30 protein-coding genes are annotated in these 26,689 nt (G+C 63.9%); 19 read left to right on the top strand and 11 right to left on the bottom strand.

Features of this window, described 5'->3' with window-relative positions; genetic code table 11:
* Positions 1-71: 71 nt before the first annotated feature.
* The 11 genes from gshA (at position 72) to metW (ending at position 10,344) form a co-directional block, all read left to right on the top strand.
* Positions 72-1,370, top strand: coding sequence for a glutamate--cysteine ligase (gene gshA / locus FHP91_RS04265; protein ID WP_144308398.1), 1,299 nt, complete (start codon positions 72-74; stop codon positions 1,368-1,370).
* Entirely contained in the window at positions 1,367-1,624 is a 258-nt protein-coding gene (locus tag FHP91_RS04260) for a hypothetical protein (protein ID WP_144308397.1), read from the top strand. Before gshA ends, FHP91_RS04260 begins: the two co-directional genes overlap by 4 nt.
* On the top strand, positions 1,624-2,574 hold the full coding sequence (gshB, locus tag FHP91_RS04255; RefSeq protein WP_144308637.1) for a glutathione synthase: 951 nt from the start codon (positions 1,624-1,626) through the stop codon (positions 2,572-2,574). Before FHP91_RS04260 ends, gshB begins: the two co-directional genes overlap by 1 nt.
* 96 nt (positions 2,575-2,670) lie before the next feature.
* Positions 2,671-3,765, top strand: coding sequence for a YjgN family protein (locus FHP91_RS04250; protein WP_144308396.1), 1,095 nt, complete (start codon positions 2,671-2,673; stop codon positions 3,763-3,765).
* 2 nt (positions 3,766-3,767) lie between these two features.
* Positions 3,768-4,811, top strand: a complete 1,044-nt coding sequence (locus tag FHP91_RS04245) for a M48 family metallopeptidase (RefSeq protein WP_144308395.1) — start codon at positions 3,768-3,770, stop codon at positions 4,809-4,811.
* Positions 4,812-4,863: 52 nt separating this feature from the next.
* Positions 4,864-5,892, top strand: coding sequence for an FAD:protein FMN transferase (locus FHP91_RS04240; protein WP_186301437.1), 1,029 nt, complete (start codon positions 4,864-4,866; stop codon positions 5,890-5,892).
* A gap of 63 nt (positions 5,893-5,955) precedes the next feature.
* Positions 5,956-6,354, top strand: coding sequence for a PTS sugar transporter subunit IIA (locus FHP91_RS04235; protein WP_144308394.1), 399 nt, complete (start codon positions 5,956-5,958; stop codon positions 6,352-6,354).
* Between the two features lie 11 nt (positions 6,355-6,365).
* A complete protein-coding gene (locus tag FHP91_RS04230; protein WP_144174580.1) occupies positions 6,366-6,635 on the top strand; it encodes an HPr family phosphocarrier protein in 270 nt (89 codons plus the stop codon).
* Positions 6,636-6,727: 92 nt separating this feature from the next.
* Positions 6,728-8,461, top strand: coding sequence for a phosphoenolpyruvate--protein phosphotransferase (gene ptsP, locus FHP91_RS04225; RefSeq protein ID WP_144308393.1), 1,734 nt, complete (start codon positions 6,728-6,730; stop codon positions 8,459-8,461).
* Between the two features lie 160 nt (positions 8,462-8,621).
* Positions 8,622-9,761: a homoserine O-succinyltransferase MetX gene (gene metX / locus FHP91_RS04220; RefSeq protein ID WP_144308392.1), complete on the top strand. Its 1,140-nt coding sequence runs from the start codon at positions 8,622-8,624 to the stop codon at positions 9,759-9,761.
* A complete protein-coding gene (gene metW, locus FHP91_RS04215; RefSeq protein WP_144308391.1) occupies positions 9,754-10,344 on the top strand; it encodes a methionine biosynthesis protein MetW in 591 nt (196 codons plus the stop codon). The genes metX and metW overlap by 8 nt, the downstream gene beginning before the upstream one ends.
* Positions 10,345-10,418: 74 nt before the next feature.
* Here the strand turns inward: metW and FHP91_RS04210 are convergent, their stop codons facing one another.
* Complete coding sequence (locus FHP91_RS04210) at positions 10,419-10,736, bottom strand: hypothetical protein (RefSeq protein WP_144308390.1); 318 nt, start codon at positions 10,734-10,736, stop codon at positions 10,419-10,421.
* A 185-nt stretch (positions 10,737-10,921) separates the two neighbouring features.
* Between FHP91_RS04210 and thrH the strand changes: the two genes are divergently transcribed.
* Entirely contained in the window at positions 10,922-11,536 is a 615-nt protein-coding gene (gene thrH / locus FHP91_RS04205; protein WP_144174764.1) for a bifunctional phosphoserine phosphatase/homoserine phosphotransferase ThrH, read from the top strand.
* 8 nt (positions 11,537-11,544) lie between these two features.
* A complete protein-coding gene (gene purU, locus FHP91_RS04200) occupies positions 11,545-12,420 on the top strand; it encodes a formyltetrahydrofolate deformylase (protein WP_144308389.1) in 876 nt (291 codons plus the stop codon).
* Positions 12,421-12,513: 93 nt separating this feature from the next.
* Here the strand turns inward: purU and FHP91_RS04195 are convergent, their stop codons facing one another.
* Genes FHP91_RS04195 through FHP91_RS04185 form a run of 3 tightly spaced genes read right to left on the bottom strand, consistent with a single transcriptional unit; the run spans position 12,514 to position 14,905 of the window.
* Positions 12,514-13,821 (bottom strand): ammonium transporter, encoded by a 1,308-nt coding sequence (locus FHP91_RS04195; protein WP_144308388.1) that lies wholly within the window; start codon positions 13,819-13,821, stop codon positions 12,514-12,516.
* 13 nt (positions 13,822-13,834) lie between these two features.
* Positions 13,835-14,173, bottom strand: a complete 339-nt coding sequence (locus FHP91_RS04190) for a P-II family nitrogen regulator (protein ID WP_144174559.1) — start codon at positions 14,171-14,173, stop codon at positions 13,835-13,837.
* Between the two features lie 57 nt (positions 14,174-14,230).
* Positions 14,231-14,905, bottom strand: a complete 675-nt coding sequence (locus FHP91_RS04185; protein ID WP_144308387.1) for a TorF family putative porin — start codon at positions 14,903-14,905, stop codon at positions 14,231-14,233.
* 271 nt (positions 14,906-15,176) lie between these two features.
* Here FHP91_RS04185 and FHP91_RS04180 point away from each other — a divergent pair, with 271 nt between their 5' ends.
* Positions 15,177-15,428, top strand: a complete 252-nt coding sequence (locus tag FHP91_RS04180) for an accessory factor UbiK family protein (protein ID WP_144308386.1) — start codon at positions 15,177-15,179, stop codon at positions 15,426-15,428.
* A 66-nt stretch (positions 15,429-15,494) separates the two neighbouring features.
* Here FHP91_RS04180 and FHP91_RS04175 read toward each other — a convergent pair whose 3' ends face one another.
* The 4 genes from FHP91_RS04175 to FHP91_RS04160 are packed head-to-tail and all read right to left on the bottom strand — an operon-like array spanning position 15,495 to position 18,067.
* Entirely contained in the window at positions 15,495-16,064 is a 570-nt protein-coding gene (locus FHP91_RS04175) for a YceI family protein (RefSeq protein WP_144308385.1), read from the bottom strand.
* Between the two features lie 39 nt (positions 16,065-16,103).
* Positions 16,104-16,682: a YceI family protein gene (locus tag FHP91_RS04170; RefSeq protein ID WP_144308384.1), complete on the bottom strand. Its 579-nt coding sequence runs from the start codon at positions 16,680-16,682 to the stop codon at positions 16,104-16,106.
* 25 nt (positions 16,683-16,707) lie between these two features.
* A complete protein-coding gene (locus FHP91_RS04165; protein ID WP_144308383.1) occupies positions 16,708-17,247 on the bottom strand; it encodes a cytochrome b in 540 nt (179 codons plus the stop codon).
* 16 nt (positions 17,248-17,263) lie between these two features.
* On the bottom strand, positions 17,264-18,067 hold the full coding sequence (locus tag FHP91_RS04160; protein WP_144308382.1) for a DODA-type extradiol aromatic ring-opening family dioxygenase: 804 nt from the start codon (positions 18,065-18,067) through the stop codon (positions 17,264-17,266).
* 124 nt (positions 18,068-18,191) lie between these two features.
* Between FHP91_RS04160 and FHP91_RS04155 the strand changes: the two genes are divergently transcribed.
* From FHP91_RS04155 to FHP91_RS04140, 4 genes are all read left to right on the top strand, one after another.
* Positions 18,192-19,103, top strand: a complete 912-nt coding sequence (locus FHP91_RS04155) for a LysR family transcriptional regulator (protein WP_144308381.1) — start codon at positions 18,192-18,194, stop codon at positions 19,101-19,103.
* A 54-nt stretch (positions 19,104-19,157) separates the two neighbouring features.
* Positions 19,158-20,168, top strand: a complete 1,011-nt coding sequence (gene dusA, locus FHP91_RS04150) for a tRNA dihydrouridine(20/20a) synthase DusA (protein ID WP_144308380.1) — start codon at positions 19,158-19,160, stop codon at positions 20,166-20,168.
* A 56-nt stretch (positions 20,169-20,224) separates the two neighbouring features.
* Complete coding sequence (locus tag FHP91_RS04145) at positions 20,225-21,730, top strand: YifB family Mg chelatase-like AAA ATPase (protein WP_144308379.1); 1,506 nt, start codon at positions 20,225-20,227, stop codon at positions 21,728-21,730.
* Positions 21,731-21,796: 66 nt separating this feature from the next.
* Positions 21,797-22,987 carry a multidrug effflux MFS transporter gene (locus tag FHP91_RS04140; RefSeq protein WP_144308378.1) on the top strand — a complete coding sequence of 397 codons (1,191 nt, stop codon included), beginning with the start codon at positions 21,797-21,799 and terminating at the stop codon, positions 22,985-22,987.
* Between the two features lie 21 nt (positions 22,988-23,008).
* On the opposite strand, the gene FHP91_RS04135 is transcribed toward FHP91_RS04140, so the two are convergent.
* A complete protein-coding gene (locus FHP91_RS04135; RefSeq protein WP_144308377.1) occupies positions 23,009-23,911 on the bottom strand; it encodes an AraC family transcriptional regulator in 903 nt (300 codons plus the stop codon).
* 220 nt (positions 23,912-24,131) lie between these two features.
* Here FHP91_RS04135 and FHP91_RS04130 point away from each other — a divergent pair, with 220 nt between their 5' ends.
* Positions 24,132-24,899 (top strand): nuclear transport factor 2 family protein, encoded by a 768-nt coding sequence (locus tag FHP91_RS04130; protein ID WP_144308376.1) that lies wholly within the window; start codon positions 24,132-24,134, stop codon positions 24,897-24,899.
* A gap of 91 nt (positions 24,900-24,990) precedes the next feature.
* Here FHP91_RS04130 and FHP91_RS04125 read toward each other — a convergent pair whose 3' ends face one another.
* Positions 24,991-25,689 carry a haloacid dehalogenase type II gene (locus FHP91_RS04125; protein WP_144308375.1) on the bottom strand — a complete coding sequence of 233 codons (699 nt, stop codon included), beginning with the start codon at positions 25,687-25,689 and terminating at the stop codon, positions 24,991-24,993.
* Positions 25,690-25,965: 276 nt separating this feature from the next.
* Positions 25,966-26,547, bottom strand: coding sequence for a TetR/AcrR family transcriptional regulator (locus tag FHP91_RS04120; protein ID WP_144308374.1), 582 nt, complete (start codon positions 26,545-26,547; stop codon positions 25,966-25,968).
* Between the last annotated feature and the right edge of the window lie 142 nt (positions 26,548-26,689).

Raw genomic sequence — 26,689 nt, 5'->3', positions numbered from 1 at the left:
CTTCGTAGTAAGATGCGCCGATAACCCGACTGACCTCGCCTGACACGATCAGGCGTCTGGAGCACGTTTGCATGGTCCCCCATCTGACCACCGCCCTGACCGGCCCCTTGCTGGAACTGGAGCGCCAGTTCCTCGATAACCAGACCGAGATCGAACAATGGTTCCGTAGCCAGTGGCTGGAGACGACGCCGCTGTTCTACGGCTCGACCGACCTGCGCAACTCGGGCTTCAAGCTCGCACCGGTGGATCTGAACTTGTTTCCGGGTGGTTTCAACAACCTCAACGACGTGTTTCTGCCGCTGTGCGTGCAGGCCGCGCAGTCGGCCATCGAGCGTATCTGCCCCGATGCGCGCAATGTGTTGCTGATTCCCGAGAACCACACCCGCAACCAGTTCTATTTGCAGAACGTGGCCAAGCTGGTGTCGATTCTCAAACTCACCGGTCTGAATGTACGGATCGGTTCGCTGCTGGCCGAAGTCACCGAACCGACCACGCTCGAACTGGCCAATGGCGCCACGCTCACGCTGGAGCCGCTTGAACGGCGAGGCGCCCGACTGGGGGTGAAGAACTTCGACCCCTGCGCGGTGCTGCTCAACAACGACTTGTCAGCCGGGATTCCGGCGCCCTTGCAGGGGCTGGATGGCCAGTGGCTGATTCCGCCGCTGCATGCCGGCTGGCACAGCCGGCGCAAATCCAACCATGCGCATGCTTACGATCGTGTGGCCAAGGACTTTGCTACTCATATCGGCATCGATCCGTGGCGCATCAACCCCGAGTTCGGCGTGTGCGGCCAGATCGATTTCAAGGAGCGCACCGGCGAGGAGTGCCTGGCCAGCCAGGTCGACACCCTGCTCACCCGCATTCGCAGCAAATACAAGGAATACGGCGTCAAGGACGAGCCCTTTGTGGTCGTCAAGGCCGACGCCGGCACCTACGGCATGGGCATCATGATGGTCAAGGATGCGGCCGAGGTGAAAGGCCTCAACCGCAAGCAGCGCAACAAGATGAGTGTCATCAAGGAAGGCCTGCAGGTGCACGAGGTGATCATCCAGGAAGGCGTGCATACCTTCGAGACGGTGGACGACGCCGTCGCCGAGCCGGTGGTGTACATGATGGATCACTACGTGGTGGGCGGCTTCTACCGGGTGCATACCGAGCGTGGCCGCGACGAAAACCTTAACGCACCGGGCGCGCACTTCAAGCCGCTGGCCTTCGAGACCTGCTGCACCCTGCCCGATGTTCAGCAAGGGCCGGATGCGCCGCCCAACCGCTTCTACGCCTATGGCGTGGTGGCGCGTCTGGCGCTGCTGGCGGCCGCGGTGGAAATCGAAGAAACCGCCCCAGCGGTGCTGGAAGAAGCTGCCGCATGAGGCGTGTGCCGGCGCCGGTCGCAGGCGTGATTGCCGCGATTGGCGGCGCGGTGACCGGGCTCGTGCTGTTGATTGGCGTGCTGTCGATCACCTCGGCTACCACCGAGCAGCACATGCTCTCGGTGGCCAGCGCCATCGTGGTGCTGCCGGTCGGGCTGATCGTGTTGGCTGCGAGCGTGTATGTGGCGCGACGGGTGTATCACACCGTCCGCCCGCCGCGGTATGAAGAACCTCCTGAAGACGGAAATCCATGATGCGCCTGGCCTTCATCCTCGACCCCATCGAGCACCTCAAAGCCTACAAGGATTCGAGCGTCGCCATGATGCGCGCCGCTGCCGCACGCGGGCATCAGGTGTTCAGCATCCAGCGCCCCGATCTGCACTGGCTCGATGGCCAGGTGCGGGCCCGCGCGCTGTCGCTCACGCCGACCGCCGACAATGCTGCCTGGTATGTGGCGGGCGAGGCAGCCACCGTGGCGCTGACCGAGTTCGACGCCGTGTTGATGCGTCAGGATCCGCCCTTTGATTTTGAATACCTCACCGCCACCTGGTTGCTCGAACGCGCGGTGCAGGCCGGTGCGCGGGTGTACAACAACCCGCGGGCGGTACGCGATCATTCAGAAAAAATCGCCATTACCGAGTTCGCCGCGTTCACCGCGCCTACGCTGGTGGCGCGCGACGCGGGTGATCTCAATGCCTTCATCGACGCGATGGGCGACACCATTCTCAAGCCGCTGGACGGCATGGGCGGCACCGGCATCTTCCGCGTGCGCGCCGACGACCCGAACCGCAACGCCATCGTCGAGACGCTGACCGACCTCGGCCGTCAGACCATCATGGCGCAGCGCTATCTGCCGCAGATCAGCGAGGGCGACAAGCGCGTGCTGATCATCGGCGGCGAAGTCGTGCCGTACAGCCTGGCGCGTATTCCCAAGGCCGGCGAAACCCGTGGCAACCTGGCCGCTGGCGGGCGTGGCGTGGCCATGCCGCTGACCGAGCGCGAACGCGAGATTGCCGAAGCGCTGGCGCCAACGCTGTGGGCGCGCGGGCTGCTGATCGTCGGCCTCGATGTGATCGGCGGGCACCTCACCGAGGTGAACGTCACCAGCCCTACCTGCATGGTCGAAATTCACGAGCAGCAGGGCTTTGACGTGGCCACCCTCGTCATCGAAACGATCGAGGCCGAAGCCCGCTCGGCGGGCTGAGCCTCGCGTGTGTCGCCGGTGTGACCGGTTGGGCAGTCGACGCGCGGGGGGCCGTGCTACTGTCGCCTCTCTCCCGATCGACATGATGCAAAAAGCATGAACGCACCCGCGACCCTGCCGGCCTTTGATGTGCCGCCCCTCAATCCCGACGAACTGCCTTTTGAATTCAGCGGCAGCGGCGGCGCCTACTTCAAGATCTGGATCGTCAATCTGCTGCTGAGCATTGTCACGCTGGGCCTGTATTCCCCTTGGGCCAAGGTGCGGCGCGAACGTTACTTCATGGGCAACACGCTGCTCGATGGCTCGGCCTTCGACTACCACGCCGACCCGGTCAAGATCCTGAAGGGCCGGCTGCTGGTGATGGCGGCGATCGTGGTGCTCAACATCGCGGCCGAGTTCAATCCCCTGTTCAACCTGGTGGTGATGGTGCTGTTTGCCGTGCTGCTGCCGTGGATGATCTCGCGCGCGCTGCGCTTTCGCGCCCACAACACCAGCTGGCGCGGCCTGCGTTTCGCCTTTGACGGGCTCACCTGGGAGGCCGCCAAGGCCTGGGTGCTGTGGCCGATCGCCGGCGTGCTGAGCGCTGGCATCCTGTTTCCCTTCGCGCTCGCCAATCAGCGGCGCTACCTGTTCAATCACCTGCGCTTTGGTCAGGCGGCCTTCGACATCGATCTGCCGGTCGGTCCGGTGTATCGCGTCTTTGGTCGTGTCGCCTTGCTGGCGCTGGTCTATGTGGCGGTGCTGGTCGCACTCGGTTTTGTGCTCGGTGGCCCGCTCGACCTGTTCGCCAGCGGTGCGATGGGGCAGGGCGGCGGGCGTGAAGTGTTCGGCCTGTACCTGATGCTCGCCATGCTGGCGCTGTATGTCGGCTTTGCGCTGATTGCGCCCTATGTCAGCGCGTGCATGGCCAACCTCAGTTTCAATCGGGCCAATTTGCAGAACCATGGTTTTTTCAGTGACATGGTGGCCGGGCGCTATGTGTTCATCGTTCTCACCAACTGGTTGCTGACGGCCCTCACCCTGGGCCTGTATCGGCCGTTCGCGGTGGTGCGCCTGTGGCGCTACCGGGTCGAGCATCTGGCGCTGCTGCCGGCGGGCACACTGACGGCGTTCATGGCGGTGCAGGCCGAGGAGGCGCGTGTCATCGGCGAAGAGGCGGCCGACCTGCTCGACGTCGATCTGGGCTTCTGAACATGGCGTCGATTGCCGCCCGCCTGTTCGACGGTCAGACCAGCCGGCCGGTGCCGGTGCAACTCACGGCGTCGGCGGGCCGGGTGGAGCTGGGGGTGCTCGACGGCAGTGCGCCGCGCGAGTCACTGGCCGCGGCATCGCTGCACTGGCACGAGCCCCTGGGCACCGCGACGCGGCGGGTCGATCTGCCCGGCGGGCGGCATTGCGAAGTGGTGCCTGATGCCGCGCTGACGGCCTTTCTCCAGGTGCTGGGTCACCGCGAGTCGGGCATCACCGTGTGGCAGCGCAGTGGCCTGCGTGTGGCGCTGGCGATCGGTTTGATTCTGGCGGTCGGCCTCGCCGGCTATCGCTGGGGGCTGCCGCTGGCGGCGCGCGCGGTAGCGCAGGCCTTGCCGGTGGCGGCGGTGCAGGCGATCGATGTCCAGTTGTTGCAAACGCTCGACAGTAGTCGTCTGCTGGCGCCGTCCGAGCTGGCGCCGAGTCGCATTGCGGCCATCGAGATCGAGGTCGCGCCGCTCATTGCGGGCCGAGGCAGCGCCGATCCGGTGCGCCTGCATTTTCGCAAGGCGCCGGCCATCGGGGCCAATGCCTTCGCCTTGCCCGGCGGCGATATCGTGGTCACCGATGCGCTGGTGGCGCTGGCGCCCACCGATGCGCATGTGGCGGCGGTGGTGGCGCATGAGCTGGGGCATGTGGCGCATCGCCACGGCCTGCGCAATCTCATCCAGGCCTCGGTGCTGGCGGCGGTGGTCGGGGTGTGGACGGGCGATTTCAGCTCGCTTGCCACGGCCGGGGCGACGGTCGTGCTCAGCTCGGCCTACTCGCGCGATTTCGAATTCGAGGCGGATGCCTTTGGGGCCGATCTGCTGAGTCGCCATGAGCGCTCGCCGGCGCTGCTGGCAACCATGCTCAAACGGCTTGAACGGGCGCATCAGGCCGAGGGCGAGGCGGCGACGGAGGCCGCGGGTGGTGGTCTGGGCGACTACCTGTCCACCCACCCGGCGACCGCCGAGCGCATCGAGCGTTTGACCGGGGCGAACCGGTGAGCGCCCATGCCGGTACAATCGGCGGCTCGTTTTCACGCCGTACTTCACAACCATGTTCCTGAGGATTGTCCTGCTTTGTCTGGCGCTGAGCCTGGCCGGCTGCAGCCGCAGCACCGTACATCAGCAAGAAGCCTTTGTTTTCGGCACCCGCGTGGAAGTGCTGGTGTGGGGCGATGACGCCGAGCGTGCGCAGCAGGCGATGGGGGCCGTATTGCGCGAGTTCGACCGACTGCACAAGGCTTACCATGCCTGGAAACCCTCCGAGTTGACGGCCTTGAACCGCATGCTGGCGGCCGGTCAGCGTGCGCAGGTATCGGCCGAACTGGCGACGATGCTGAACGATGCCAAAGCCCTGGCCGCCACCGGCGACCAGCTGTTCAACCCGGCGCTGGGCAAGCTGGTGGCCTTGTGGGGGTTTCATGATGACCAGTTCAGCCCGCGCCGGCCGGACCCGGTGGCATTGCAGGCGTTGGTCGGTAGCGCGCCCAGCATGGCCGACGTGCACATTGACGCCGACGCGGTGTCGAGCGACAACCCCGATGTGCAGTTCGATCTGGGCGGCTATGCCAAGGGCTATGCACTGGACCGCGCGGCGACCATTTTGCGCGCCGAGGGCATCGAGAACGCACTGATCAACATCGGCGGCAACGTGATGGCGCTGGGGCGCAAGGGAGACCATCCCTGGCAGGTGGGCATCCAGCATCCGCGCGCGCCGCAGCCGATTGCCGTGCTGGCGCTCTACGATGGCGAGGCCATCGGCACCTCGGGCGACTATCAGCGCTACTTTGAGCTCGACGGCCGGCGCTTCAGCCACCTGATTGATCCGCGCACCGGCCAGCCGGCCTCGGGGACGCAGGCGGTCACCGTACTGGTCACACCGCAAGCCGGCGCCGGGGTGTTGTCCGATGTGGCCAGCAAGCCGGTGTTTCTGGCCGGTGACACCTGGCGCGAGATGGCGCATCGCTACGGTGTGGAGATGGCGCTGCGTGTGGATGGTGACGGCCGTATCGCCGTGACGCGTGCGCTGCGCGCCCGCATGAAGCCCTTTGGCGGTATCGAGATCGATCAGGTCGTCGACTGAGCGCCGCCCGGCCGGTGCAGCGCTCGGCTACAATGGCCGCTCACCCTCGGGCGTGGGTCGCAGATGATCGGTATTCTTCTCATCACACATGCAAATCTTGGCGAAGCCATGATTCAATGCGTATGTCATGTACTCAACCGGCGCCCGCCGCAGTTACTGCAGCTCGGAGTGATGGCGCAGGACGATCCGCGCGATCTGCAGCCGATGGCCAAAGAGATGCTCGGCAAGCTCGATCAGGGCGATGGCGTGGTGATTCTGACCGACCTGTATGGCGCCACACCGGCGAATCTGGCGACATCGCTGGTCAAGCCGGGACAGGTCGAAGCCATCGCCGGCGCCAATCTGCCGATGTTGCTGCGGGTACTGAATTATCGGGAGTACTCCCTCGAGATGGCCGTCAAGCGCGCGATCTCGGGTGCGTGTGACGGGGTGCTCCATATCCATCCGATTCGAACTGACTGAAGACACGATTTATGCCCCGTACCGACGTGGAAATCATCAACCGCCTGGGCCTGCATGCCCGGGCTTCGGCCAAGCTGACCCAGACCGCCAGCAGCTTCCCCTGTGAGGTCTCGCTGGAGCGCAATGGTCGTCGCGTCAATGCTAAAAGCATCATGGGCGTCATGATGCTGGCCGCCGCCCAGGGCGCGACCATCTGCATCGACACCGAGGGCGAGCAAGCCGATGAGGCAATGCAGGCGCTGCTGGATTTGATCAAGGACCGGTTCGGCGAAGACGAATAGCCGGGCGGGAAGTGCGCCCGGCGCGCCGGGTTTTGACGGAATGAGTTGAGCGGGTACGACGGCCCACGGGGGCCTGCCCGAAAAGGGGGATCATGCCTTTCACCCTGCACGGTCTTGCGGTGTCTCAGGGCATCGCCATTGGCCATGTCCATCTGGTGTCGCACGCCTTGCTGGAGGTCAGCCACTATCAGGTGGCGCCGCGCCGACTGGCCGACGAGGTCGCCCGCCTGGCCGCCGCGGTCGACATGGTGCGCGCCGATCTCGGTGAGTTGAAAACCACCGCCGACCAGCAGCCGGGTCACGCCGAGGTGGGGGCGCTGGTCGATCTGCACCTGATGTTCCTCGATGACCCCATGCTCATCGATGCGGCCCGCCAGCTGATCGAAGCCCGGCGTTGCAACGCCGAATGGGCGCTGGTGCAGCAGATGGAGTTGCTCGTCGAGCAATTCGACCAGATCGAAGACGCCTACTTGCGCGAGCGCAAGGCCGATGTGGTGCAGCTGGTCGAGCGTCTGGTCAAGGTGTTGCTCGGCCATCCCGGCCGCCTGCCCAAGAAGCGCAAGAGCGACCTGGCCACCATCGTGGTGGCGCATGACTTGTCGCCGGCGGACACCATCGGTTTCCGTGACCACGCCATCGCCGGCTTCGTCACCGACGTGGGCGGCCCGACCAGTCATACCGCGATTGTTGCGCGGAGCCAGGGCATTCCGGCGGTGGTGGCGCTGCACAATGTGCGCCACCTGGTGCACGACAACGAACTGATCATCATCGATGGCACCCGCGGTGTGGTGATCATCGACCCCGACGATCGTATCGTCGAAGAGTACACCCTGCGCCAGACCGAGCTGGCGCTGGTGCAGTCCAAGCTGCAGCGGCTCAAGGATACCCGCGCCACCACGCTCGACGGTGAAGAGGTCAAGCTGCTGGCCAACATCGAATTGCCCAAGGACGCGCTGGCGGCCAAGGCGGTGGGTGCCGACGGCGTGGGGCTGTTCCGCACCGAATTCCTGTTTCTCAGCCGCGACGCCTTGCCTGACGAAGACGAGCAGTTCGAAGCCTATCGTCGTGTGCTCAAGAAGATGGGCGATGCGCCGGTCACCATCCGTACGCTGGATGTCGGGGCCGACAAGGCGCTCGACAGCATCGGCAAGCGTTCCACCGAAGCCAACCCGGCGCTGGGCATGCGGGCGATCCGCTATTCGCTGTCCGAGCCCAAGGTCTTCCTCACCCAGTTGCGCGCGCTGCTGCGCGCCTCGCACTACGGCAAGCTCAAGATTCTGCTGCCAATGCTGGCCCACGCCCACGAAATGGACCAGTCGCTGGCGCTGATCGCGCAGGCCAAGGTGCAACTGATCGAACGCAAGCAGAAGTTCGACCCGCGGGTGGAAGTCGGCGGCATGATCGAAGTGCCTGCCGCGGCGCTGTCGCTGGGCATGTTCATCCGCCGGCTGCAGTTTCTGTCGATCGGCACCAATGACCTGATCCAGTACGCGCTGGCGATCGACCGCACCGACGAGGCCGTGGCCCATCTGTACGATCCGCTTCACCCGGCGGTGCTCAAGCTGATCGGTGGCACCATTCAGACCGGCTTGCGCTATGGCGTGCCGGTGTCGGTGTGCGGCGAGATGGCCGGTGACGTGGCCTACACCCGCTTGCTGCTCGGCATGGGGCTGCGTCAGTTTTCGATGCAGGCGACCCAGATGCTCAGCGTCAAACAGGAAATCCTGCGCGCCGATCTGGTCGACCTGGCGCCCAAGGTGCAGCGCATTCTCAAGATGGACGAGCAAGAGCGCGTGCATGAAGCGGTCGAGCGCCTGCGCAGCTGAATGCGCCCACGGTTTGACTTTTTTCCGACCGGGCGCTAACTTTCAGGCTCATAGCGCCGATTTGACAATCAGCTTGCGGGCGCTCAATAAGTTCGGCTAAAGCGAGGGCAACCTGGTTTGCGCCTCACGGCCGACCGGGTTTTTTGTTTTCAGGATCACCATGACGCAGCCTCAATCCGTCGGTGTCGTCACACCGCGCACCCAGCGCTTTACCGAGCCACTCCTGCTCAAGAGCGGCGGGCGCCTCGAAGAATACGAACTGGTCTTTGAAACCTATGGCGAGCTGAACGCCGATCGCAGCAATGCGGTGCTGGTGTGTCACGCGCTGTCCGGTTCGCACCATGTAGCCGGCTACTACGCCGATGCGCCCGACAACGTCGGCTGGTGGGACAACCTTGTCGGCCCCGGCAAGCCGCTCGATACGCGCAAGTTTTTCGTTATTGGCGTGAACAACCTCGGTGGCTGTTACGGCAGCACCGGCCCCACCTCCATCGACCCTGCGACCGGGACGTCGTACGGCGCCAACTTCCCTTTCGTGACCGTGGAAGACTGGGTGGCCTCGCAGGCCCGCCTCGCCGATGTGCTCGGCATCCAGCAGTTCGCCGCTGTGGTCGGCGGCTCGTTGGGCGGCATGCAGGCCTTGTCGTGGACGCTGCAGTATCCGAACCGTGTCGCCAATGCGGCGGTGATCGCCGCGGCGCCCAAGCTGTCGGCCGAGAATATCGCCTTCAACGAGGTGGCCCGTCAGGCCATCCTCACCGATCCGGATTATCACGACGGCGATTACACCGCCCATGGCGTGGTGCCCGAGCGCGGCTTGCGCCTGGCGCGCATGGTCGGTCACATCACCTATCTGTCGGACGACGCGATGGCCGAGAAATTCGGTCGCAGCCTGCGTCACGGCAAGCAGGTGTTCAGCTACGAGGCTGAATTCGAGATCGAGTCCTACCTGCGCTATCAGGGCAAGAAGTTTGCGGGCTACTTCGATGCCAACACCTATCTGCTGACCACCAAGGCGCTCGACTATTTCGACCCGGCTTTCGAATACGGCGGCAATCTGCCCGCGGCGCTGTCACGCGCGCAGGCCGATTTTCTGGTGGTGTCCTTCTCGACCGACTGGCGCTTTCCGCCAGAGCGCAGCCACGAAATCGTCCAGGCCTTGCTGCACAACCGGCGCAGTGTGAGCTATGCCGAGATCGACTCAGCCGCCGGCCATGACTCCTTTCTGCTCAACGACGCGATCTACCACGGCGTGTTGTCGGCCTATTTCGACCGCATCAAGGTGACCGCCCATGTCTAAGCTCCGTTACGATTTTCAGGCCATTGCCGAGTGGATCGGCGAGGGCGAAACCGTGCTCGATCTCGGTTGTGGCGATGGCAGTTTGCTGCGCCATCTGGCCGACACCCGCGGTGTCCTCGGCTATGGCGTCGAGGCCGATCCGGAGAACGTCAAAGCCAGCATCCGCAACGGCATCAACGTGTTGCAGATCGACCTTGAGCGCGGCCTGGCCGGTTTTGAAGACGGCTTCTTCGACCACGTGGTGATGAGCTTCTCGCTGCAGGCCATTCACAACACCATCGGCATCCTCACCGAGATGCTGCGGGTCGGGCATGAGGCCGTGGTGAGTTTCCCGAACTTTGCCTACTGGCGTCACCGGCAGGCGATTCTCAATGGCCACATGCCAGTGTCCGAGAATCTGCCACACCAGTGGTACAACACGCCCAACGTGCGCTTCTTCACCATCGCCGATTTCGAACACTTGTGCGAAATGAATGGCATCGTGATCCGCGACGCGATCGGCTTCGACGAGGGCGTGCGCGTGCGCGAAGAGCCCAACTTCCTGGCCAGCGTCGGCCTGTTCCGGCTCGGCCGGGAACACTGAGCGGCGCGCAGGGCGGCCACAAAGAGAAAGGCCCGCGTGTGGCGGGCCTTTCGATGTTCCGGTGCAGCGAAAGATCAGCCGACCGAGAACAGCTTGACGTCAACCTTCATCACCGGGCGACCCAGCGCGACAGCCGTGGCCGCGCCGAACTTCCTCGCCCACTCGCCGCCTTCCTTGAAGCGCGCCTCGCCGCCGTATTTGGCGACGTTGAGGATCATGTCCAGCACCAGCACTTTGCCCATCGGGTTGCTCGGGGTGCACTCCAGATCTTCGAATTCCTGCGCAAACCAGGCGCGGGCCGTGCTTTTGTCCATACCCTCGAGATCGGCTGGGTGAACGACGATTTCGTACTCTTGTGACGGGCCGAACGAGACGAGCACTTGCTGTGACATGGCGGTTCTCCTCTAAGTGTTTTGTTTTGATCTGCCTGCATTGTGGCCGCTCCCCCTCACGGGATCAAGCCACCGTACGACACCGTATGCCAGCTGCGCTTTGATTACCGGCAAAAACACCACACTTGGCGTGGGATTGGCCTGCTAAAATGCGCCGGTTGTCCACTACTGACAAGGGTTTTGCCGTGCAGATCGTCTGTCTTGACCTCGAAGGTGTGCTGATTCCCGAAATCTGGGTCGAGTTCGCCGCCCGTACCGGTATCGATGCGCTGCGTCGCACCACCCGCGACGAGCCCGATTACGACGTGTTGATGCGTTACCGGCTCGACATCCTGCGTGAGCACAAGCTCGGTCTGCCAGACATCCAGGCGGTCATTGCCGACATGGGGCCGATGCCCGGCGCCAAGGACTTCCTGGATGCGCTGCGCGACACGTTTCAGGTCGTGATCCTGTCCGACACCTTCTATGATTTTGCCAAGCCGATGATGGATCAGCTTGGCCGGCCGACCTTGTTCTGCCACCGGCTCGAAGCCGACGCCAATGGCTTCCTGGTGAACTACCACCTGCGCATGCCCAACCAGAAGCAGGAGGCGGTGCGTCGCTTCAAGGAACTGAACTTCAAGACCATCGCCGCGGGGGACTCCTACAACGACACCACCATGCTCGGCGAGGCCAATGCCGGCATTCTGTTCTGCCCGCCGGACAACGTGATCCGCGAGTTCCCGCAATATCCGGTGGTTCGCGACTACGATGCGCTGATGAGCGAAATTCTGTCGGCCAGCGCACGTATCGGCATCTGACCAGATTCATGCATCGACAACGTTTTTACACCCTCTCCGCCTCCTGTCCTGACCGTGTCGGCATCGTCGCGCGCGTGTCGAGCTTCATTGCCGAGCATCAGGGCTGGATTCTCGAAACGGCGTTGCACGCCGAGCCGCCACGCGCCGGGGAGTCGGTGGGGCGCTACTTCATGCGTATCGAGATCCGCGCCGATTCGTTGCCTTTCATGCTTAGCGAGTTTCGCGAGCGTTTTGCGCCGCTGGCGTCCGAACTGGAACTGAGCTGGAAGATTACCGATTCGGCGGTCAAGAAGCGGCTGGTGTTGCTGGTGTCCAAGCAAGAGCACTGCCTCTACGACCTGCTTGCCCGTTGGAAGAGCAAGGAGCTGGACGTCGAAATCCCCTGCGTCATCTCCAACCACAACGATCTGCGTGGCTTCGTCGAGTGGCATGGCATCAGTTTCCACCATGTGCCGGTCACTGCCGATAACAAGGCCGCGGCCTACGCCGAAGTGCAGCGCCTGTTTGAAGAAGTTCATGGCGACACCATGGTGCTGGCTCGTTACATGCAGATTCTGTCGCCCGAGCTGTGCGCCGCCTACCCCGGGCGAATCATCAATATCCACCACAGCTTTTTGCCCAGCTTTGTGGGGGCTAAGCCGTATCACCAGGCCTACGAAAAAGGGGTCAAGCTGATCGGCGCCACCTGCCATTACGTGACAGCCGATCTCGACCAGGGCCCGATCATCGAGCAGGACGTGATCCGCATCGACCACACCGATGCCGTCGAAGACATGGTGCGCTACGGCCGCGATATCGAAAAGACCGTGCTGGCGCGCGGCCTGCGCTACCACCTGGAAGACCGGGTGCTGGTGCATGGGACCAAGACCGTCGTGTTCCGCTGAACGCGCGTCGATCACAAAAAAACCGGCACGACCCATTGGGCGTGCCGGTTTTTCTTGTCCGGCGCCTGAGGCGGTGCCGGGGGTTTCAGGCGATCAGAACTTGTAAGCCGATTCGCCGTGAGCCGCGATGTCGAGACCTTCGCGCTCTTCGTCTTCGGCCACACGCAGGCCGACCAGCATATCGACCAGCTTGAAGGCGACCAGCGACACCACGCCCGACCAGCCGATGGTGACCAGCACGCTATAGGTCTGGATCCAGGTCTGACTGGCGATCGAGAAGTCCTCGCCACCCGTGCCGCCGAGCGACGGGGCAGTGAAGACACCGGTGAGGATGGCACCCAGGATGCCGCCGACACCGTGCACACCGAACACGTCGAGCGAGTCGTCCGCACCGAGCATGCGCTTGAGGCCATTGACGCCCCACAGGCAGATCACGCCGGAGAGCAGACCGATCACGATGGCGCCCATCGGGCCGACCGAACCGCAAGCCGGGGTGATGGCCACCAGGCCGGCGACAGCACCGGAGGCGGCACCGAGCATCGAGGGCTTGCCCTTGAAGATGGCCTCGCCGGCGATCCAGGAGAGGGTCGCAGCGGCCGTGGCGGCCAGGGTGTTGATGAAGGCCAGTGCCGCGCCGGAGGTGGCTTCCAGGTTGGAGCCGGCGTTGAAACCGAACCAGCCCACCCACAGCATCGAGGCACCGATCATGGTCATGGTCAGCGAGTGCGGTGCCATGGCTTCACGACCGTAGCCGATCCGCTTGCCCACCAGATAGGCGCCCACCAGGCCAGCCACACCGGCGTTGATGTGCACCACGGTGCCGCCGGCGAAGTCGAGTGCGCCGTCACCGAGCAGGTAGCCGCCCGGGCCCCACACCATGTGGCAGATCGGCAGGTAGCTGAACGAGAACCAGATCACCGTGAACAACAGCACCGCGGAGAACTTGATCCGCTCGGCAAAGGAGCCGACGACCAGCGCGCAGGTGATACCGGCGAAGGTGGCCTGGAAGGCGACGAAGACCAGTTCCGGCAGCTTCACGTTGTCGGTGAAGGTATCGGCCAGGGTGTCGATCGTCACGCCCGACAGGAAGACTTTGCTGAAGCCGCCGACAAAGGGGCTGGCTTCGGTAAAGGCCACGCTGTAGCCGTAGAGTGCCCACAGCACGACGCCGAGGCTGAACACGACCATGACCTGCATCAGCACCGACAGCATGTTCTTGGCGCGGACCATGCCGCCGTAGAACAGCGCCAGGCCGGGCACGGCCATGAAGACGACCAGCAAGGTGGCGGTCATCAACCAGGCGACGTCGCCCTTGTCGACGATCACGGCGGCGTCCTGAGCGTGGGCGGGGGCCGCCAGACCGACCAGCGCCGCCAGCATGAGAGATAGGATGGCTTTCATGTATGAGGTCTCCTTACAGGGCGTCGTTACCGGTTTCACCGGTGCGGATGCGGATGGCCTGAGCCAGATCGAACACAAAGATCTTGCCGTCGCCGATCTTGCCGGTGTTGCCGGCCTTTTCGATGGCTTCAATGGCCTGGTCCAGCAAGGTCGCGGAGATGGCTGCTTCGATCTTCACTTTGGGCAGAAAATCGACCACATACTCGGCACCGCGATACAGCTCGGTGTGGCCTTTCTGACGACCGAAGCCTTTGACCTCGGTCACGGTGATGCCTTGCACGCCGATGGCGGAGAGCGCTTCGCGCACTTCGTCCAGCTTGAAGGGCTTGATGATGGCAACAAGATATTTCATGACAGTTCCCTGTGGTGAGTCCGCCGGGCCGGACAACGGCCCCGCCCGGCGACGGGTTTAGAAGGACTTGGAGACGGAGAGAATCACGCGCGCGTCGGCGTTGTCGTCGTTGTCCACATCGGTGTCGACATAGTTGAGGCCGAAGCTGAAGCCGGCGTAGTCTTTGCTGACGCCGACTTTCCAGTCGTTGTAGCTGGTGCCGTTTTCAATCTTCTGGCGACCAAGGTGTGCGCCGAGGGTGAAGCCGCCGCCGACCTCATGGCTGGCTGACAGGTCGAAGTACTGGCTGCCGTCGGAGTTGGTCGCGCCGAACAGGTCGGTGAAGGCGTAGGAATACTTGAAGGTCAGGAACTTCCAGCTCACCCCGACGTAGGCTTCGGTTGTGTCGGCGCTTTCGCCACCGATCTTGCCGCCCGGATAGACGTACTGCAGCAGGCCGACGTCGTAGCCGAAGTCGCCGAGGGTGTTCTTGAAGCCGCCATAGACGTCGACTTCCAGGCTGCCCTCGTCAAGCCAGCTGACGTTGGAGCCCCACACGCCGGCGTAGAAACCGCTGGCGTGGGCGTAGTCAAATCCGCCCTGCACGGCCATGTTTTCCTTGGTCTGTGAATAGCCGCGGTACTGATAGTCGGAAACGAAGCCGACGTTGGCGGAGATCGGGCTGTCTTCGGCGAGGACAGTGCCAGTCAGGCCGGCAAGCGCAATAGCAGCACAGAGGGAACGTTTAAGCATGATGACAAGCTCCAGGTCAGTTGGGTGATGACCCTATGGCAGGAACTGTGCCAGTTTTTTTCATACGGAAAAACAAGGGTTTGCGATGGTGCCAGTCGGAATGTTGCGTCGTAGCGCACCGAGAAAATCCAATGCACCAGAAAGGCGCACTGTTTTGGTGCGCACCGGCGTGGTGCTTTTTTTGATGTACGTGGCCTGCGAGGAGGAGTGCATCGCAGGCGGATTCGCGCGACAATATCCGCGTTTTCGCCTTTGACTCCAGGACTCCGCAATGAACCCACCCCAGCTGCTTGATCAACTCGCCGGAAAATTCGCCGAAGCCGCGGCCAACTCGCCGGTCAAGGATATTGAGAAGAACGTGCGTGCATTGGCGGCCAGCGCCTTCGCCCGGCTCGATCTGGTGACCCGCGAGGAATTTGATGTGCAGTGCGCCTTGCTGGAGCGGACCTGCGTGCAGCTGGCGGCACTGGAGGCGCGCGTGGCGATGCTGGAAGCTGAATTGGCGAAGAAGACCGCCGGCTGATTCGGTAAAGGCACAAAAAAAGCGGCCTTTCGGGGCCGCTTTTTTGTTGCCGGGATGTTTCTGAGATTACATCTGCACCGCTTCGATTGCGATGTCCAGCGTGACTTCGTCGCTGACATTGGGGGCGTACTTGCCGGCGTTGAACTCGCTGCGCTTGATCACCGTGGTGGCGTTGGCGCCGATGGCTGGTTTCTTGAGCATGGGGTGGGCCATGGTCTTGAACGAGGTCACGGTCAGGGTCACCGGGCGGGTCACGCCCTTGAGGGTCAGATTGCCTTCGATGGTGGTCGGCGTGTCACCGTCGAAATTCACTTTGGTGGACTTGAAGGTGGCGGTCGGGTGATTGGCCGTGTCGAGGAAGTCTGCACCCTGGATGTGGCCGTCAAAGGTGTCGTAGCCGGTGTCGACCGAGGTGGTGTCGATGGTCATGTCGACCGAGGCGCGGCGGGCGGCGGCGTCCAGCGTGACCGTGCCGGTGGTCTTGTTGAAGCGCGAGATCTGCTTCGACAGGCCGAAGTGGCTGTACGAGAAGCGCGGGTAGGTGTGCGTGCCTTCGACGGTGTAGACCACCGGCTCGGCAAAGGCCGGTGCGGCGATGAGCGTGGCGAGGGCGGCGGTGAGCAGGGTATTTTTCATGATGGAGCTCCGTGAGTGGGGTTTGGGGTTGGGGGAAATCTATTGCGCCAGTGGCTTGGCGATGAGATGGAAGACCACGACGACGTTGTTGGCGACGATGTCAAAGCTGGCCCAGTCGCCCTCGCCGATGGCGAAATCGCCCCGGCGCAGCGGCAGCGCGCCCTCGAACGTGGCGGTCGGTGCGCCCGGGGTGTAGGTGACCGGAAAGCTCACCGGGCGGGTCTTGCCCTTGATGCTGAGCTCGCCGGTGACTTCGAAGCGGTTGCCGCCCAGCGGCTTGACGGCTGAGGAGACAAAGCGTGCCACCGGGTGATTGGCGGTGTCGAACCAGGTTTTGGCCTTGACCTCGTCGTCGCCCTCCGGCGAGCCGGTGTCGATGCCGGCCAGCGGGACTTCGAAGGTCGTCGAGGCGGCCTCGGGGCGAGCCGGGTCGAAGCGCAGTTGTGCCGAGAACTGCTTGAACTGGCCGTCGAGCGTCACGCCCATCTGGGTGTAGCGAAAGCCGACTTTGCTTGCCGTGGTGTCGAGCGTGCCGTACTCGATGGCCTGCGCGGGGCCGGCCAGGCCGAGTGCCAGTGCGGCGGCGAGGGTTGAGCGGGTCAAAGCGGTGTGGGTCATCAAAGTCTCCTTCGGTTGTGCCGAATCAGGATTTCCGGAAGCGGGGCAGCATGCGGGTGAGCACGGAGTCCCGATCAATAAAGTGGTGCTTGAGCGCGGCGGCGGTGTGGAGCACGACCAGACCGAGCAGGGTGAAGTTGAGCGCTTCGTGCACGTCCTTGAGCGTGTCGCCCAGCGCGGCGTCCTTGGCCAGCAGGTCGGGCAGTGGCACGAGGCCAAACCACACGGTCTGGAAGCCCTTGGCCGAGCTCATCAGCCAGCCCGACAGCGGGATGGCGAGCATCAGGGCATATAGCACCCAGTGGGCGGCACCAGCGGCCAGACGCAGCGCCGGCGACATGGTGCCGGGCAGGGTCGGTACCGGGTGAGTGAGTCGCCAGCCGAGTCGAAACAGGATCAGCAGGAACAGCGTGACGCCGGCCCATTTGTGCCAGGAATAGAGCTGGAGCTTGGTCGGTGATAGCGGTAGCTCGTGCATGTACACGCCGAGGCCGAAGGCGCCGGTGATGCCTAGCGCGATGAGCCAGTGCAGGGTGATGGCGGTGGGGGTGTAGCGTGGTTCCATGATCGTGTGTCGGCGCTCAGGCCGCGTGTGCAAGGGAGAAGGTGGGATCGGCAAACACGAAACTGTCCATGCTTAATTCTCCGGTCAGCACGCCACCGTCGATCCGGCGGGTGTGCGACCAATCGCAGCCGGCAGCGCCGATGGCAAAAAACAGGGGCAGAAAATGCTCGTCGGTGGGGTGTGCGCGCAGTGCGTTCGGCGCCTGGCTGCGGTAGTTGAGCAAGGCGTCGAGGTCGCCCGCCTGTAACCGCGCCCACACCCAGTTGGCAAACTCGGCGGCATAAGGTTCCGTGCCTGTGTCATGAAAGTAGTCGCGCAGGTTGTGGGTCAGGCTGCCCGAGCCGATCAGCAGCACCCCGGATTCGCGCAAGGGCGCCAATGCCTGGCCCAGTTCGAGCAGCGCCAGTGGCGAGGGCGCGCTGGGCTGCGAGACCTGAATCAGCGGGATGTCCGCGTCCGGATACAGGTGCAGCATCGGTACCCAGGCGCCGTGATCGCGTCCGTGTGTGTCGTTGCGCCGTGCTTTCAGCCCGTGGCGAGTGAGCGCAGCGACGACCGTCTCGGCCACATCGGTCGCGGCCGGCGCCGGGTAGTCCAGCGCATACAGTGCGCGCGGAAAGCCGCCAAAGTCGTGAATGGTTTCCCCTGTGATGCCGGCCGACACTTCGAGCGAGGGGCGCATCCAGTGCGGTGACACGATGACCACCGCCCGCGGCCGCGTCAGCGCCTGGCCCAGCGCGGTCAGCGATGGGCCGAGGCGGCCGGGTTCGACAGCGAACATCGGCGAACCGTGCGAGATAAAGAGGCTGGGCAGAGACATCCTTGATTCCTTGATGGCACGCCACGCGTAAATGCGAAGCTTGGGTGCATCTTATTGTTTGCCTTGACTTTGATAAACACCGGCAGCATTGATTGATTGTCAATGAATGAGAGACAATCTGCGCATGGATAGATTCCGCGAAATGCAGTGTTTTGTTGCCGTGATCGAAGCCGGCAGTTTTGTCGCCGCGGCCGATCAGTTGCGTCTGTCGAAGGCAGCGGTGTCGCGCAGTGTGATCGATCTGGAGACCCGGCTCGGCGCACGCCTGCTCCAGCGCACCACGCGTCGCCTGTCGATTACCGAGGCGGGGCGCGCCTACTACGGCCGCTGCAAACAGATTCTCGACGAGCTCGAAGAGGCCGAGAGCGCGGTCGGCGAGGTCACCGGCCACCCGGTGGGCAGCTTGCGCATCAACGCGCCGCTGTCCTTCGGCGTGCTGCATCTGGCGCCGTTGTGGGGGCCGTTCATGGCGCGCTACCCGGATGTGTCGCTGGAGGTGGATCTGGCCGACCGGCTGATCGACGTGGTCGAAGAGGGCTACGACGCGGTGATCCGCATCAGCCGCATGCAGGACTCCACGCTGGTGCATCGGCGCCTGGCCTCGACCCGGGTGATGGTCACCGCCACGCCGGCGTATCTGGCGACGCACGGCACACCCGAGCGGGTGGCCGATCTGGCCGCGCACGCCGTCATCGCCTACAGCTATTCCCCGGCCGGCGACACCTGGCGCTTCGACACGCCTGACGGTCCGCAGGAGGTGCAAACCTCGCCGCGCATGCGTACCAACAACGGCGACACCTGCCGCGCGGTCGCGCTGGCGCATCAGGGCCTCGTGTTGCAGCCCGATTTTCTGATTGGTGATGACCTGGCCGAGGGGCGGCTGGTGGAGGTGTTGCCGGATTTCCGCCTCCCCGAGATCGGCGTGTATGTGGTCTACCCCTCGCGCCGCCATCTGTCGGTGAAAGTACGGGTGCTGGTCGACTTTCTCGCCGAGGCTTTTGCTCAGCCGCCCTGGCACCGGCCGGCCGAGGGCTGACTTCGCTCGCCGGCGCCGATGATAGAATTGGCGCCCCGTATTGATGTTGCGCCCATGTCTGTTTCGTCTTCCCCCGCCGCGCTGCCCTCGCGCCGTCTGGCCATCGCGCCCATGCTCGACTGGACCGACCGCTTCTATCGCTACTTTGCGCGGCAGATCACGCGGCGCACCTGGCTGTATACCGAGATGGTGACCACTGGCGCGCTGATCCATGGCCGCGACGCCGGCCGCTTTCTGCGTTTCGACGACTGCGAGCATCCGTTGGCGCTGCAACTCGGCGGCAGCGACCCGGCGGATCTGGCGCGCTGCGCCCGTCTGGCCACCGAGTGGGGTTACGACGAGATCAACCTCAACGTCGGTTGCCCCTCCGAGCGGGTGCAGTCCGGTGCCTTCGGCGCCTGTTTGATGGCCGATCCCGATCTGGTCGCCGATTGCCTCAAGGCCATGCAGGACGTGACCGATCGCGCCGTGACCGTCAAACACCGCATCGGCATCGACAGCGTTGAGGACTACAGTTACCTGCGCGATTTCGTCGGCCAGGTGCATGCGGCGAGTGGCTGCACGGTGTTCATCGTGCACGCGCGCAACGCGATCCTCAAAGGCCTGTCGCCCAAAGAAAACCGCGACATTCCTCCGCTCAGGTACCACTACGTGCACCGGCTCAAGCGTGATTTTCCCGCGTTGGAGATTCTCATCAACGGCGGCTTCACCGACTGGGACGCCATCGCCGCGCAATGGCCGGCGGTGGACGGTGTGATGGTCGGGCGCGAGGCCTATCACAACCCCTGGCTGCTGGCCGAGGCCGACGCGCGCGGCTGGGGCGACACCGAGGCCATGCCCACGCGGCTGGCGGTGGTGGACGCCATGGTCAGCTTCATGGCCGCGCAAATTGCTGAAGGCGTGCCGCTCAAGACCATGACCCGCCATGTGCTGGGCCTGTATCACGGCATGCCCGGTGCGCGTCAGTGGCGGCGCATGCTGTCCGACCCGAATCGGCTGCGCGCCAACGACCCGCGCCTGCTGATCGATGCCGCCAACGCCGTGGAGCAACGCCGCGCCGCCTGACCGGCATTGACACGGCATATTCCAATCGCATCGCCAGCCCGCTACACTCGGGCCCCATGTCACTCGCCCTTGTTCATACCCGTGCCCTCGATGGCATGGACGCCCCGCCGGTCGTCGTCGAAGTGCATCTCGCCAACGGCCTGCCCGCCTTCAATCTGGTCGGGCTGCCCGACACCGAAGTGCGCGAGGCGCGCGAGCGGGTGCGCGCCGCGCTGCAAACCGGCAACTTCGAGTTTCCCCAGCGGCGCATTACCGTCAATCTGGCGCCGGCCGATCTGCCCAAAGAGGGCGGGCGCTTCGACCTGCCGATCGCGGTCGGCATCCTCGCCGCTTCGGGGCAGCTCAACGCGGCGGCCCTGGCGAGTCACGAGTTTGCCGGCGAGTTGTCGCTGTCGGGCGAGCTGCGTCCGATTCGCGGCGCGTTGGCCATGGCGCTGCAAACCCGTGCCGCCGGGCGGACGCTGATATTGCCGACCGCCAGCGCGCAGGAAGCCGCGCGGGTGCGTGATGTCTCGGTGCGTCCGGCCGACAGTCTGCTCGCCGTGTGCGCGCACCTCAACGGCCAGACGCTGTTGCCCGATGCGCCGCCACCGTCCGACACGGCGCCCTTGCCTGCGCCGCCCGATCTCGCTGATGTTAAAGGCCAGCTCGAAGCGCGCCGGGCGCTGGAGGTGGCCGCGGCGGGAAATCACTCGCTATTGATGTACGGTCCGCCGGGCACCGGCAAATCCATGCTCGCCCAGCGACTGGCCGGCATTTTGCCGCCGCTCGACGAGGCGGCGTCGCTGGAAGCGGCGGCGGTGCAGTCCCTGGCCGGGCACTTCGATCCGGCCACCTGGGGGCGGCGGGCCTTCAGGGCGCCGCATCATTCGGCTTCCGCGCCGGCCATCGTTGGTGGCGGGGCGATTCCGGGGCCAGGCGAGATCAGCATGGCGCATCATGGCGTGCTGTTTCTGGACGAGTTGCCGGAGTTCGACCGCCGCGTCCTCGAGGCTCTGCGCGAGCCGCTCGAAAGCGGACATGTCGAGGTCGCCCGGGCGCGGCGTCGGGCGCGGTTTCCGGCGCGTTTTCAGCTGGTTGCCGCGATGAATCCGTGCCCGTGTGGTTACCTTGGCGATGCACGAGGGCGTTGCCGATGCACGCCGGATCAGGTCGCCCGCTATCGCGGCAAGCTCTCCGGCCCGCTGCTCGATCGCATTGATCTGACGCTTGAAGTCGGTGCGCTGAACGCCGCCGAGCTCGAACGCGTCGTGCCCGGTGAGGACAGCGCCACCGTACTCGTCCGGGTGCTGGCGGCTCGGCAACGTCAGCAGGCGCGGCAGAGTGGCGACAATGCCGCGCTTGATGCCGCTGGCGTGGTGAGACATTGCCGGCCGGATGATCGCGGGCGTCAGGTGCTGGCACGTGCGGTGGAGTCACTCGGTCTGTCGGCGCGCAGCCACGACCGCATCCTGCGCGTGGCGCGCACGATTGCCGATCTGGCCGGGGCGGATGGGGTTGCCGCGCCGCATGTGGCCGAGGCCATCCAGTACCGGCGCGGGCTCGGCGCCTCGGCGCGATAAGCAGTACACTGGGTCGGTACGCGATCGCGCCTTTGGGCCGGTCGCCATTTTCTTCAGCGACCCCGCATGCACCGCTCCTACACCCAACTGGCCATCATCTTGGCGGCGCTGGCCGCGATCGGCCCGTTTTCGATCGATACCTACCTGCCGGCTTTCCACGCCATGGAAACCGACCTCGGTACAACGCGCTATGCCGTGCAGCAGACGCTCACGCTGTACATGGTGATGTTTGCCGTGATGGTGTTGTGGCATGGCGCGCTGTCCGACGGCTTTGGCCGGCGCCGGGTGCTGGTGGTGGCGATGGCCATGTTCACGCTGGCCTCGGTGCTGTGTACCGTCGCCCCGAGTATCGAGTGGATGTGGGTCGGGCGCGCCCTGCAGGGCATGAGTGCCGGTGCTGGCATGGTGATCGGCCGTGCCATTGTGCGCGATGTGCTCGATGGCCCCGACGCGCAGCGCCTGATGTCGCATGTGGTGATGATGTTCGCGGTGGCGCCGGCGGTGGCGCCCATCATTGGCGGCTGGATTCTGGTCTTCGCCGACTGGCGCGCGATTTTCGCATTTCTGGCGCTGTACGGGCTGGTGATGACCGTGGTCTGCCACCGGGTCTTGCCGGAAACCCTGCCGCCCGACAAGCGCCAGCCCCTCCACCTGGGGGATCTGGCGCGGGCCTATGGCCAGGTGCTGCGCAAGCCGGCCTTCTTGTTGCTGACCGGCGCGTTGGCGCTGAACTTCAACGGTTTCTTCATCTACGTGCTGTCGGCGCCGACCTTTCTGGTCGACCATCTCGGCCGCTCGCCGCAAGCCTTTGCCTGGCTGTTCGTGCCGGCCATGGGCGGTTTGCTGGTCGGCTCCTGGCTGTCGGGCCGGGTCGCCGGGCTCTGGTCGCCAAAGCGCAGCGTGAGCATCGGCTATGCGGTCATGGGCGCGTCGGCGCTGGCCAATGTCGTGGTGTCGGCGGCGATGACGCCCGGCCTGCCGCAATCGGTCGCGCCGATCGCGCTCTACACCCTGGGTATGTCGCTGACCATGCCCAATCTGACCCTGATGGCGCTGGACCTGTTTCCGCTGCGCCGTGGCCTGGCCTCGAGTTGTCAGAGCTTCATGCAGATGGCGGTCAATGCGCTGACCGCGGCGGTGACCGCGCCCCTGCTGTGGGGGAGCGTTCAGACCCTGAGTCTGGGCATGGTGATGTATCTGGTGCTCGGCGCCGCGGCGGCGGGGGCGGTGTTTTTCCGGATGGCCGAGTCGCGGTGAGCCCTTTGGCCGCGTGCCGGGCTAGGTACGATTCCGGCGTCTGAATTCGCCGGGTGAGCACCCGACTTCCCGCTTGAAGAACTTCACGAAATTGGTCGGTTCATCGAAACCGACGCGATCGGCGATCTGGGCGATCGGCAACGCGGTGTGGGCCAGCAGACGTTTGGCTTCCAGATTGATCCGCGCGGCGATGTATGTCTTTGCGGTCATTCCGGCCACGTCGAGCGTTGCCCGGCTCAGGCTTTTTTCCGAACAACCCAGCTGACGCGCGTAGCCAGCGACCTGATGCTGGCGGGCAAAGTCCTTTTCCAGCTGCTGCTTGAAGCGCTTGAATCGCTGCTGGTTCGGCGAGGCCTGACCCGGCTGGCTGGTTTGCCGGCCATGGATCAGGTGCAGCCGTGTCAGCAGGGCTGACAGTTGGTGCCTCAGCAACATGTTCACGTCTTTGGCGGGGGCGCCGAGTCGCGTGTCCTCATGCATCTGCGCAAAGGCGTGGGTGACCGCCTGGCGGTCCTTCTCAGCGAGCACCTGATACTCGGGCAGCGATTCCAGACCGCTGACCATCTGCAGGTCGTCGACCGATGCCGTGCTGTGCACCGGCAACAGGAATTCCGGGCGGAATATCGTGATCCAGCCCTCCCAGTCACTCGAAAAATCGAAGCGCTGTGCTTGCGCCGGGCGTAGCGCCAGCAAGGCACCGGGGCGGCAGGGCATCGGGGTGAAGTCGACGGTGTGAACGCAGTGCCCCTGACTGACCAGGATCAGGATGTGAAAGTCGATGCGATGCGCCAGGCGTTCGGCTTCCTCGACCACCCGTTGCCGCAACTCCGACAGTGACAGCACCTCGAGATCCAGCCGGTAGCGGTCGGGCGGCTGGTAGCCAATGCGCTTCAGATCATCGCCGCCTTGCCTACGCTTACTCATCGGTGATGTGTCCGTTTTTCACCATTCATTCGCTGCATTCTACCGGGTCATTCACGGTGCGCGCGCCTAAGATCTGTCCATGTCGCTTGCGTCCGCGATTTCAACAAACGTCCTGGAGAGCCCTGTGAAACCCCTGTTTGTTCCCCTCGTATTCTCCGGGATTGCTGCTGCCTCCACGTTGGCCAGCGCTGGCGCCACGACCCACGAAGAGGAGATGAAAATGACACACCAACCCGTCGCACAAGTGCGCGAACTGCTGAAGAGCATTGAAACCGGTGATGCTGCGCCGGTGGCCTATATCAACCCGAACCAGTACATCCAGCACAATCTTGCGGTCGCGGATGGTCTGGCCGGTTTCGGTGTCGTGCTGCAGCAGTTGCCCACCGGAAGCGCCCGGGTCAACACGGTGCGTGCCTTCCAGGACGGTGACTACGTGTTTACGCACACCGATTACAACTTCTTCGGGCCCAAGATTGGTTTCGACATCTTTCGCTTTGAAGACGGCAAGATCGTCGAGCACTGGGACAACCTGCAGGAGAAGCCCACCACCGCCAATCCCAGCGGCCACAGCATGATCGACGGTGCGACCGAGATTGTCGATCGTGAGAAGACCGCGTCAAACAAGACGCTGGTGCGTGCGTTTGTTGAGGATGTGTTGGTGAATGGCCGCATGGACACGCTGGGCGGCTACTTTGCCGGGGATGCGTATGTTCAGCACAACCCGCAGGTGCCCGATGGCCTGTCGGGGCTCGGTGGCGCGCTGAAGGCCATGGCCGAGCAGGGGATCACGATGAAATACGATCACATCCACAAGGTGCTGGGCGAGGGCAACTTCGTTCTGGTGGTCAGCGAAGGGAGCGTTGGCGGCAAGCCGACCGCGTTCTATGACTTGTTCCGTGTCGAAAAAGGCGTGCTCGCCGAGCACTGGGACACGATTGAAACTATTCCGGCCCGCGCCGAATGGAAGAACGACAACGGCAAGTTCTGAGTCTTCTGATCCGCACAAACGGCCGCGCCATCGATTGGCGCGGCCGTTTGTCGTCAACGTGTTGGACAAGCGCCTGGCCGTGCGTTTGGAATCAGGCCGTTTGCCAGCGTTGAATGATCTGATCGGCGAGGTGGGTGAGGTCCGAGGCGCACAGGTCGGGCGGCGACACATTGGCGGCCGGTAGCACGGCATTGTGCGGCCGAGTCACCAGCGCACCGCGGCAGCCCGCGGCCTGGGCTCCTACGGTATCCCACAGATGACAGGCGACGAGGCACAGATTTGACATGCCAACGTCAAGCGCCTGCGCCACCTGGCGGTAGGTTTCGGGGGCTGGCTTGAACTTCTGAACGGCTTCGACACTGAAGCTGTGTTCGAAGAAGTCACTGATCCCCGCGCGCTCCAGCGGCGTTGGCGAGGCGGTGCTGGCCGAGTTGGTCAGTGTCACCATCCGGAAGCCGGCGTCGCGCAGTCGGGTGAGTGCGGGCACGACATCGGGGTGCGCGGGCAGGGTGTTCATTCGCGTCTTCAGCTCATGGATGTCGTCGTCGGCAAGGGTGACGCCGTGTGTTGAGCCAAGCATGCGCAGCGTGCCGACGCCCAGCTCGCCGAAGGGCGTGTAGATGCCGGACAGCGTCAGGGTCTGGGAATACAGAATGAGCTGCGCAAACCATTCACGAAGCACTCGCCGGTCGCCGAAGACGCGTTCAAACAGCGGCTCGAGCGTGGTGATGTCGAGCAGTGTCTCATTCACGTCGAAAACAAGAATCAACGTGGGCGTGTGGTCGGGCATGGGCGTCCTCCTTGAAAGAGGTGGTGGATGGCGTGATTCAGTGTGTCAGATTGTCAGTCGCGTCCAACGACGGTTTCCAGGTTCAATCATGTGTGGCGCCTGCCAGTGCGCTTCGGGAAAGGTTCGAATCGAGGAAAAGGTGCGCGTTTGGGTGACAGGGCGGTGTCGTGCCGCTGTTGCACGACGCATTGTTTAAATCGATCGATTTAAATTTAATAGATATAAACCGATTGGTCAAAACCAACGGCTACTTCAGCGGTGGGTGTGTCAGACGGCTCAGCGCAACAAGCGCTGCGCCTGGGCGGCGATGGTCTTGAGTGAGGCTTCGTCGAACAGGCCGCGGGCGAGCACGCGGATGGCAACGATCAAGGCCATCAATGCCTTGGCGGTGGGGGCTGGGTCCAGCGCGTTGGGGAACCGCTGGCGCGCCTGCCCTACTTCAAGGCTTCGCTGAAGGAAGGCCTCGGTTTCGCGCAGGCCGTTGCGTACGATGCTGTTGATTTCTTCACTGTGGGTGGTGAATTCCGACGCGGTGTTGACCAGAAAGCACCCCTTCTTTTCAGCGTCGGAAAGGCTCTCTGCCACAATGCCCTCAAACAGCGCGGTGATGGCCTTCTCAGGATCGTCCATCGCCTCCAGCTCGGCCAGCATGGCGCGTCGTTGGTCTTTGTCGTACTTTCGGAGCGTCCTGACGAAGAGCTGTTCTTTGCCGCCAAACGCGTTGTAGAGGCTGCCGCGCGTAATGCCTGTGCCGGCGATGAGATCGGCCAGGGAGGCGGCCTCAAAACCTTTCTCCCAAAACACCTTCATCGCCTTGCCGACCGCCTCGTCTTCGTCAAATGACTTTTCCCAAGGCATGGCGCACCACCTTCGCGAGTTTGACTGAGGCTCAATGTTAACCTGTCTGGATCGACAGGTTTATACGTGACCCGGAGCGCGTGTGGCGGCGTCTTTGGTTCAGGGCGCCTCGATACATTTCATTGTCAGGAGACTTGGCCTA

This window comes from Denitromonas halophila (assembly GCF_007625155.1).
In the GTDB taxonomy this organism is placed as follows: domain Bacteria; phylum Pseudomonadota; class Gammaproteobacteria; order Burkholderiales; family Rhodocyclaceae; genus Nitrogeniibacter; species Nitrogeniibacter halophilus.
The sequence above is the reverse complement of the archived record's forward strand: the minus strand, read 5'-3'. Positions and strand labels throughout refer to the sequence as shown.

What these genes read in the sequence shown, in the direction of transcription:
- gshA (WP_144308398.1), top strand. Translation starts at nt 72, where the DNA reads ATGGTCCCCCATCTGACCACCGCCCTGACCGGCCCCTTGCTGGAACTG.
- FHP91_RS04260 (WP_144308397.1), top strand. Translation starts at nt 1,367, where the DNA reads ATGAGGCGTGTGCCGGCGCCGGTCGCAGGCGTGATTGCCGCGATTGGC.
- gshB (WP_144308637.1), top strand. Translation starts at nt 1,624, where the DNA reads ATGCGCCTGGCCTTCATCCTCGACCCCATCGAGCACCTCAAAGCCTAC.
- FHP91_RS04250 (WP_144308396.1), top strand. Translation starts at nt 2,671, where the DNA reads ATGAACGCACCCGCGACCCTGCCGGCCTTTGATGTGCCGCCCCTCAAT.
- FHP91_RS04245 (WP_144308395.1), top strand. Translation starts at nt 3,768, where the DNA reads ATGGCGTCGATTGCCGCCCGCCTGTTCGACGGTCAGACCAGCCGGCCG.
- FHP91_RS04240 (WP_186301437.1), top strand. Translation starts at nt 4,864, where the DNA reads ATGTTCCTGAGGATTGTCCTGCTTTGTCTGGCGCTGAGCCTGGCCGGC.
- FHP91_RS04235 (WP_144308394.1), top strand. Translation starts at nt 5,956, where the DNA reads ATGATCGGTATTCTTCTCATCACACATGCAAATCTTGGCGAAGCCATG.
- FHP91_RS04230 (WP_144174580.1), top strand. Translation starts at nt 6,366, where the DNA reads ATGCCCCGTACCGACGTGGAAATCATCAACCGCCTGGGCCTGCATGCC.
- ptsP (WP_144308393.1), top strand. Translation starts at nt 6,728, where the DNA reads ATGCCTTTCACCCTGCACGGTCTTGCGGTGTCTCAGGGCATCGCCATT.
- metX (WP_144308392.1), top strand. Translation starts at nt 8,622, where the DNA reads ATGACGCAGCCTCAATCCGTCGGTGTCGTCACACCGCGCACCCAGCGC.
- metW (WP_144308391.1), top strand. Translation starts at nt 9,754, where the DNA reads ATGTCTAAGCTCCGTTACGATTTTCAGGCCATTGCCGAGTGGATCGGC.
- FHP91_RS04210 (WP_144308390.1), bottom strand. Translation starts at nt 10,736, where the DNA reads ATGTCACAGCAAGTGCTCGTCTCGTTCGGCCCGTCACAAGAGTACGAA.
- purU (WP_144308389.1), top strand. Translation starts at nt 11,545, where the DNA reads ATGCATCGACAACGTTTTTACACCCTCTCCGCCTCCTGTCCTGACCGT.
- FHP91_RS04195 (WP_144308388.1), bottom strand. Translation starts at nt 13,821, where the DNA reads ATGAAAGCCATCCTATCTCTCATGCTGGCGGCGCTGGTCGGTCTGGCG.
- FHP91_RS04190 (WP_144174559.1), bottom strand. Translation starts at nt 14,173, where the DNA reads ATGAAATATCTTGTTGCCATCATCAAGCCCTTCAAGCTGGACGAAGTG.
- FHP91_RS04185 (WP_144308387.1), bottom strand. Translation starts at nt 14,905, where the DNA reads ATGCTTAAACGTTCCCTCTGTGCTGCTATTGCGCTTGCCGGCCTGACT.
- FHP91_RS04180 (WP_144308386.1), top strand. Translation starts at nt 15,177, where the DNA reads ATGAACCCACCCCAGCTGCTTGATCAACTCGCCGGAAAATTCGCCGAA.
- FHP91_RS04175 (WP_144308385.1), bottom strand. Translation starts at nt 16,064, where the DNA reads ATGAAAAATACCCTGCTCACCGCCGCCCTCGCCACGCTCATCGCCGCA.
- FHP91_RS04170 (WP_144308384.1), bottom strand. Translation starts at nt 16,682, where the DNA reads ATGACCCACACCGCTTTGACCCGCTCAACCCTCGCCGCCGCACTGGCA.
- FHP91_RS04165 (WP_144308383.1), bottom strand. Translation starts at nt 17,247, where the DNA reads ATGGAACCACGCTACACCCCCACCGCCATCACCCTGCACTGGCTCATC.
- FHP91_RS04160 (WP_144308382.1), bottom strand. Translation starts at nt 18,067, where the DNA reads ATGTCTCTGCCCAGCCTCTTTATCTCGCACGGTTCGCCGATGTTCGCT.
- FHP91_RS04155 (WP_144308381.1), top strand. Translation starts at nt 18,192, where the DNA reads ATGGATAGATTCCGCGAAATGCAGTGTTTTGTTGCCGTGATCGAAGCC.
- dusA (WP_144308380.1), top strand. Translation starts at nt 19,158, where the DNA reads ATGTCTGTTTCGTCTTCCCCCGCCGCGCTGCCCTCGCGCCGTCTGGCC.
- FHP91_RS04145 (WP_144308379.1), top strand. Translation starts at nt 20,225, where the DNA reads ATGTCACTCGCCCTTGTTCATACCCGTGCCCTCGATGGCATGGACGCC.
- FHP91_RS04140 (WP_144308378.1), top strand. Translation starts at nt 21,797, where the DNA reads ATGCACCGCTCCTACACCCAACTGGCCATCATCTTGGCGGCGCTGGCC.
- FHP91_RS04135 (WP_144308377.1), bottom strand. Translation starts at nt 23,911, where the DNA reads ATGAGTAAGCGTAGGCAAGGCGGCGATGATCTGAAGCGCATTGGCTAC.
- FHP91_RS04130 (WP_144308376.1), top strand. Translation starts at nt 24,132, where the DNA reads ATGACACACCAACCCGTCGCACAAGTGCGCGAACTGCTGAAGAGCATT.
- FHP91_RS04125 (WP_144308375.1), bottom strand. Translation starts at nt 25,689, where the DNA reads ATGCCCGACCACACGCCCACGTTGATTCTTGTTTTCGACGTGAATGAG.
- FHP91_RS04120 (WP_144308374.1), bottom strand. Translation starts at nt 26,547, where the DNA reads ATGCCTTGGGAAAAGTCATTTGACGAAGACGAGGCGGTCGGCAAGGCG.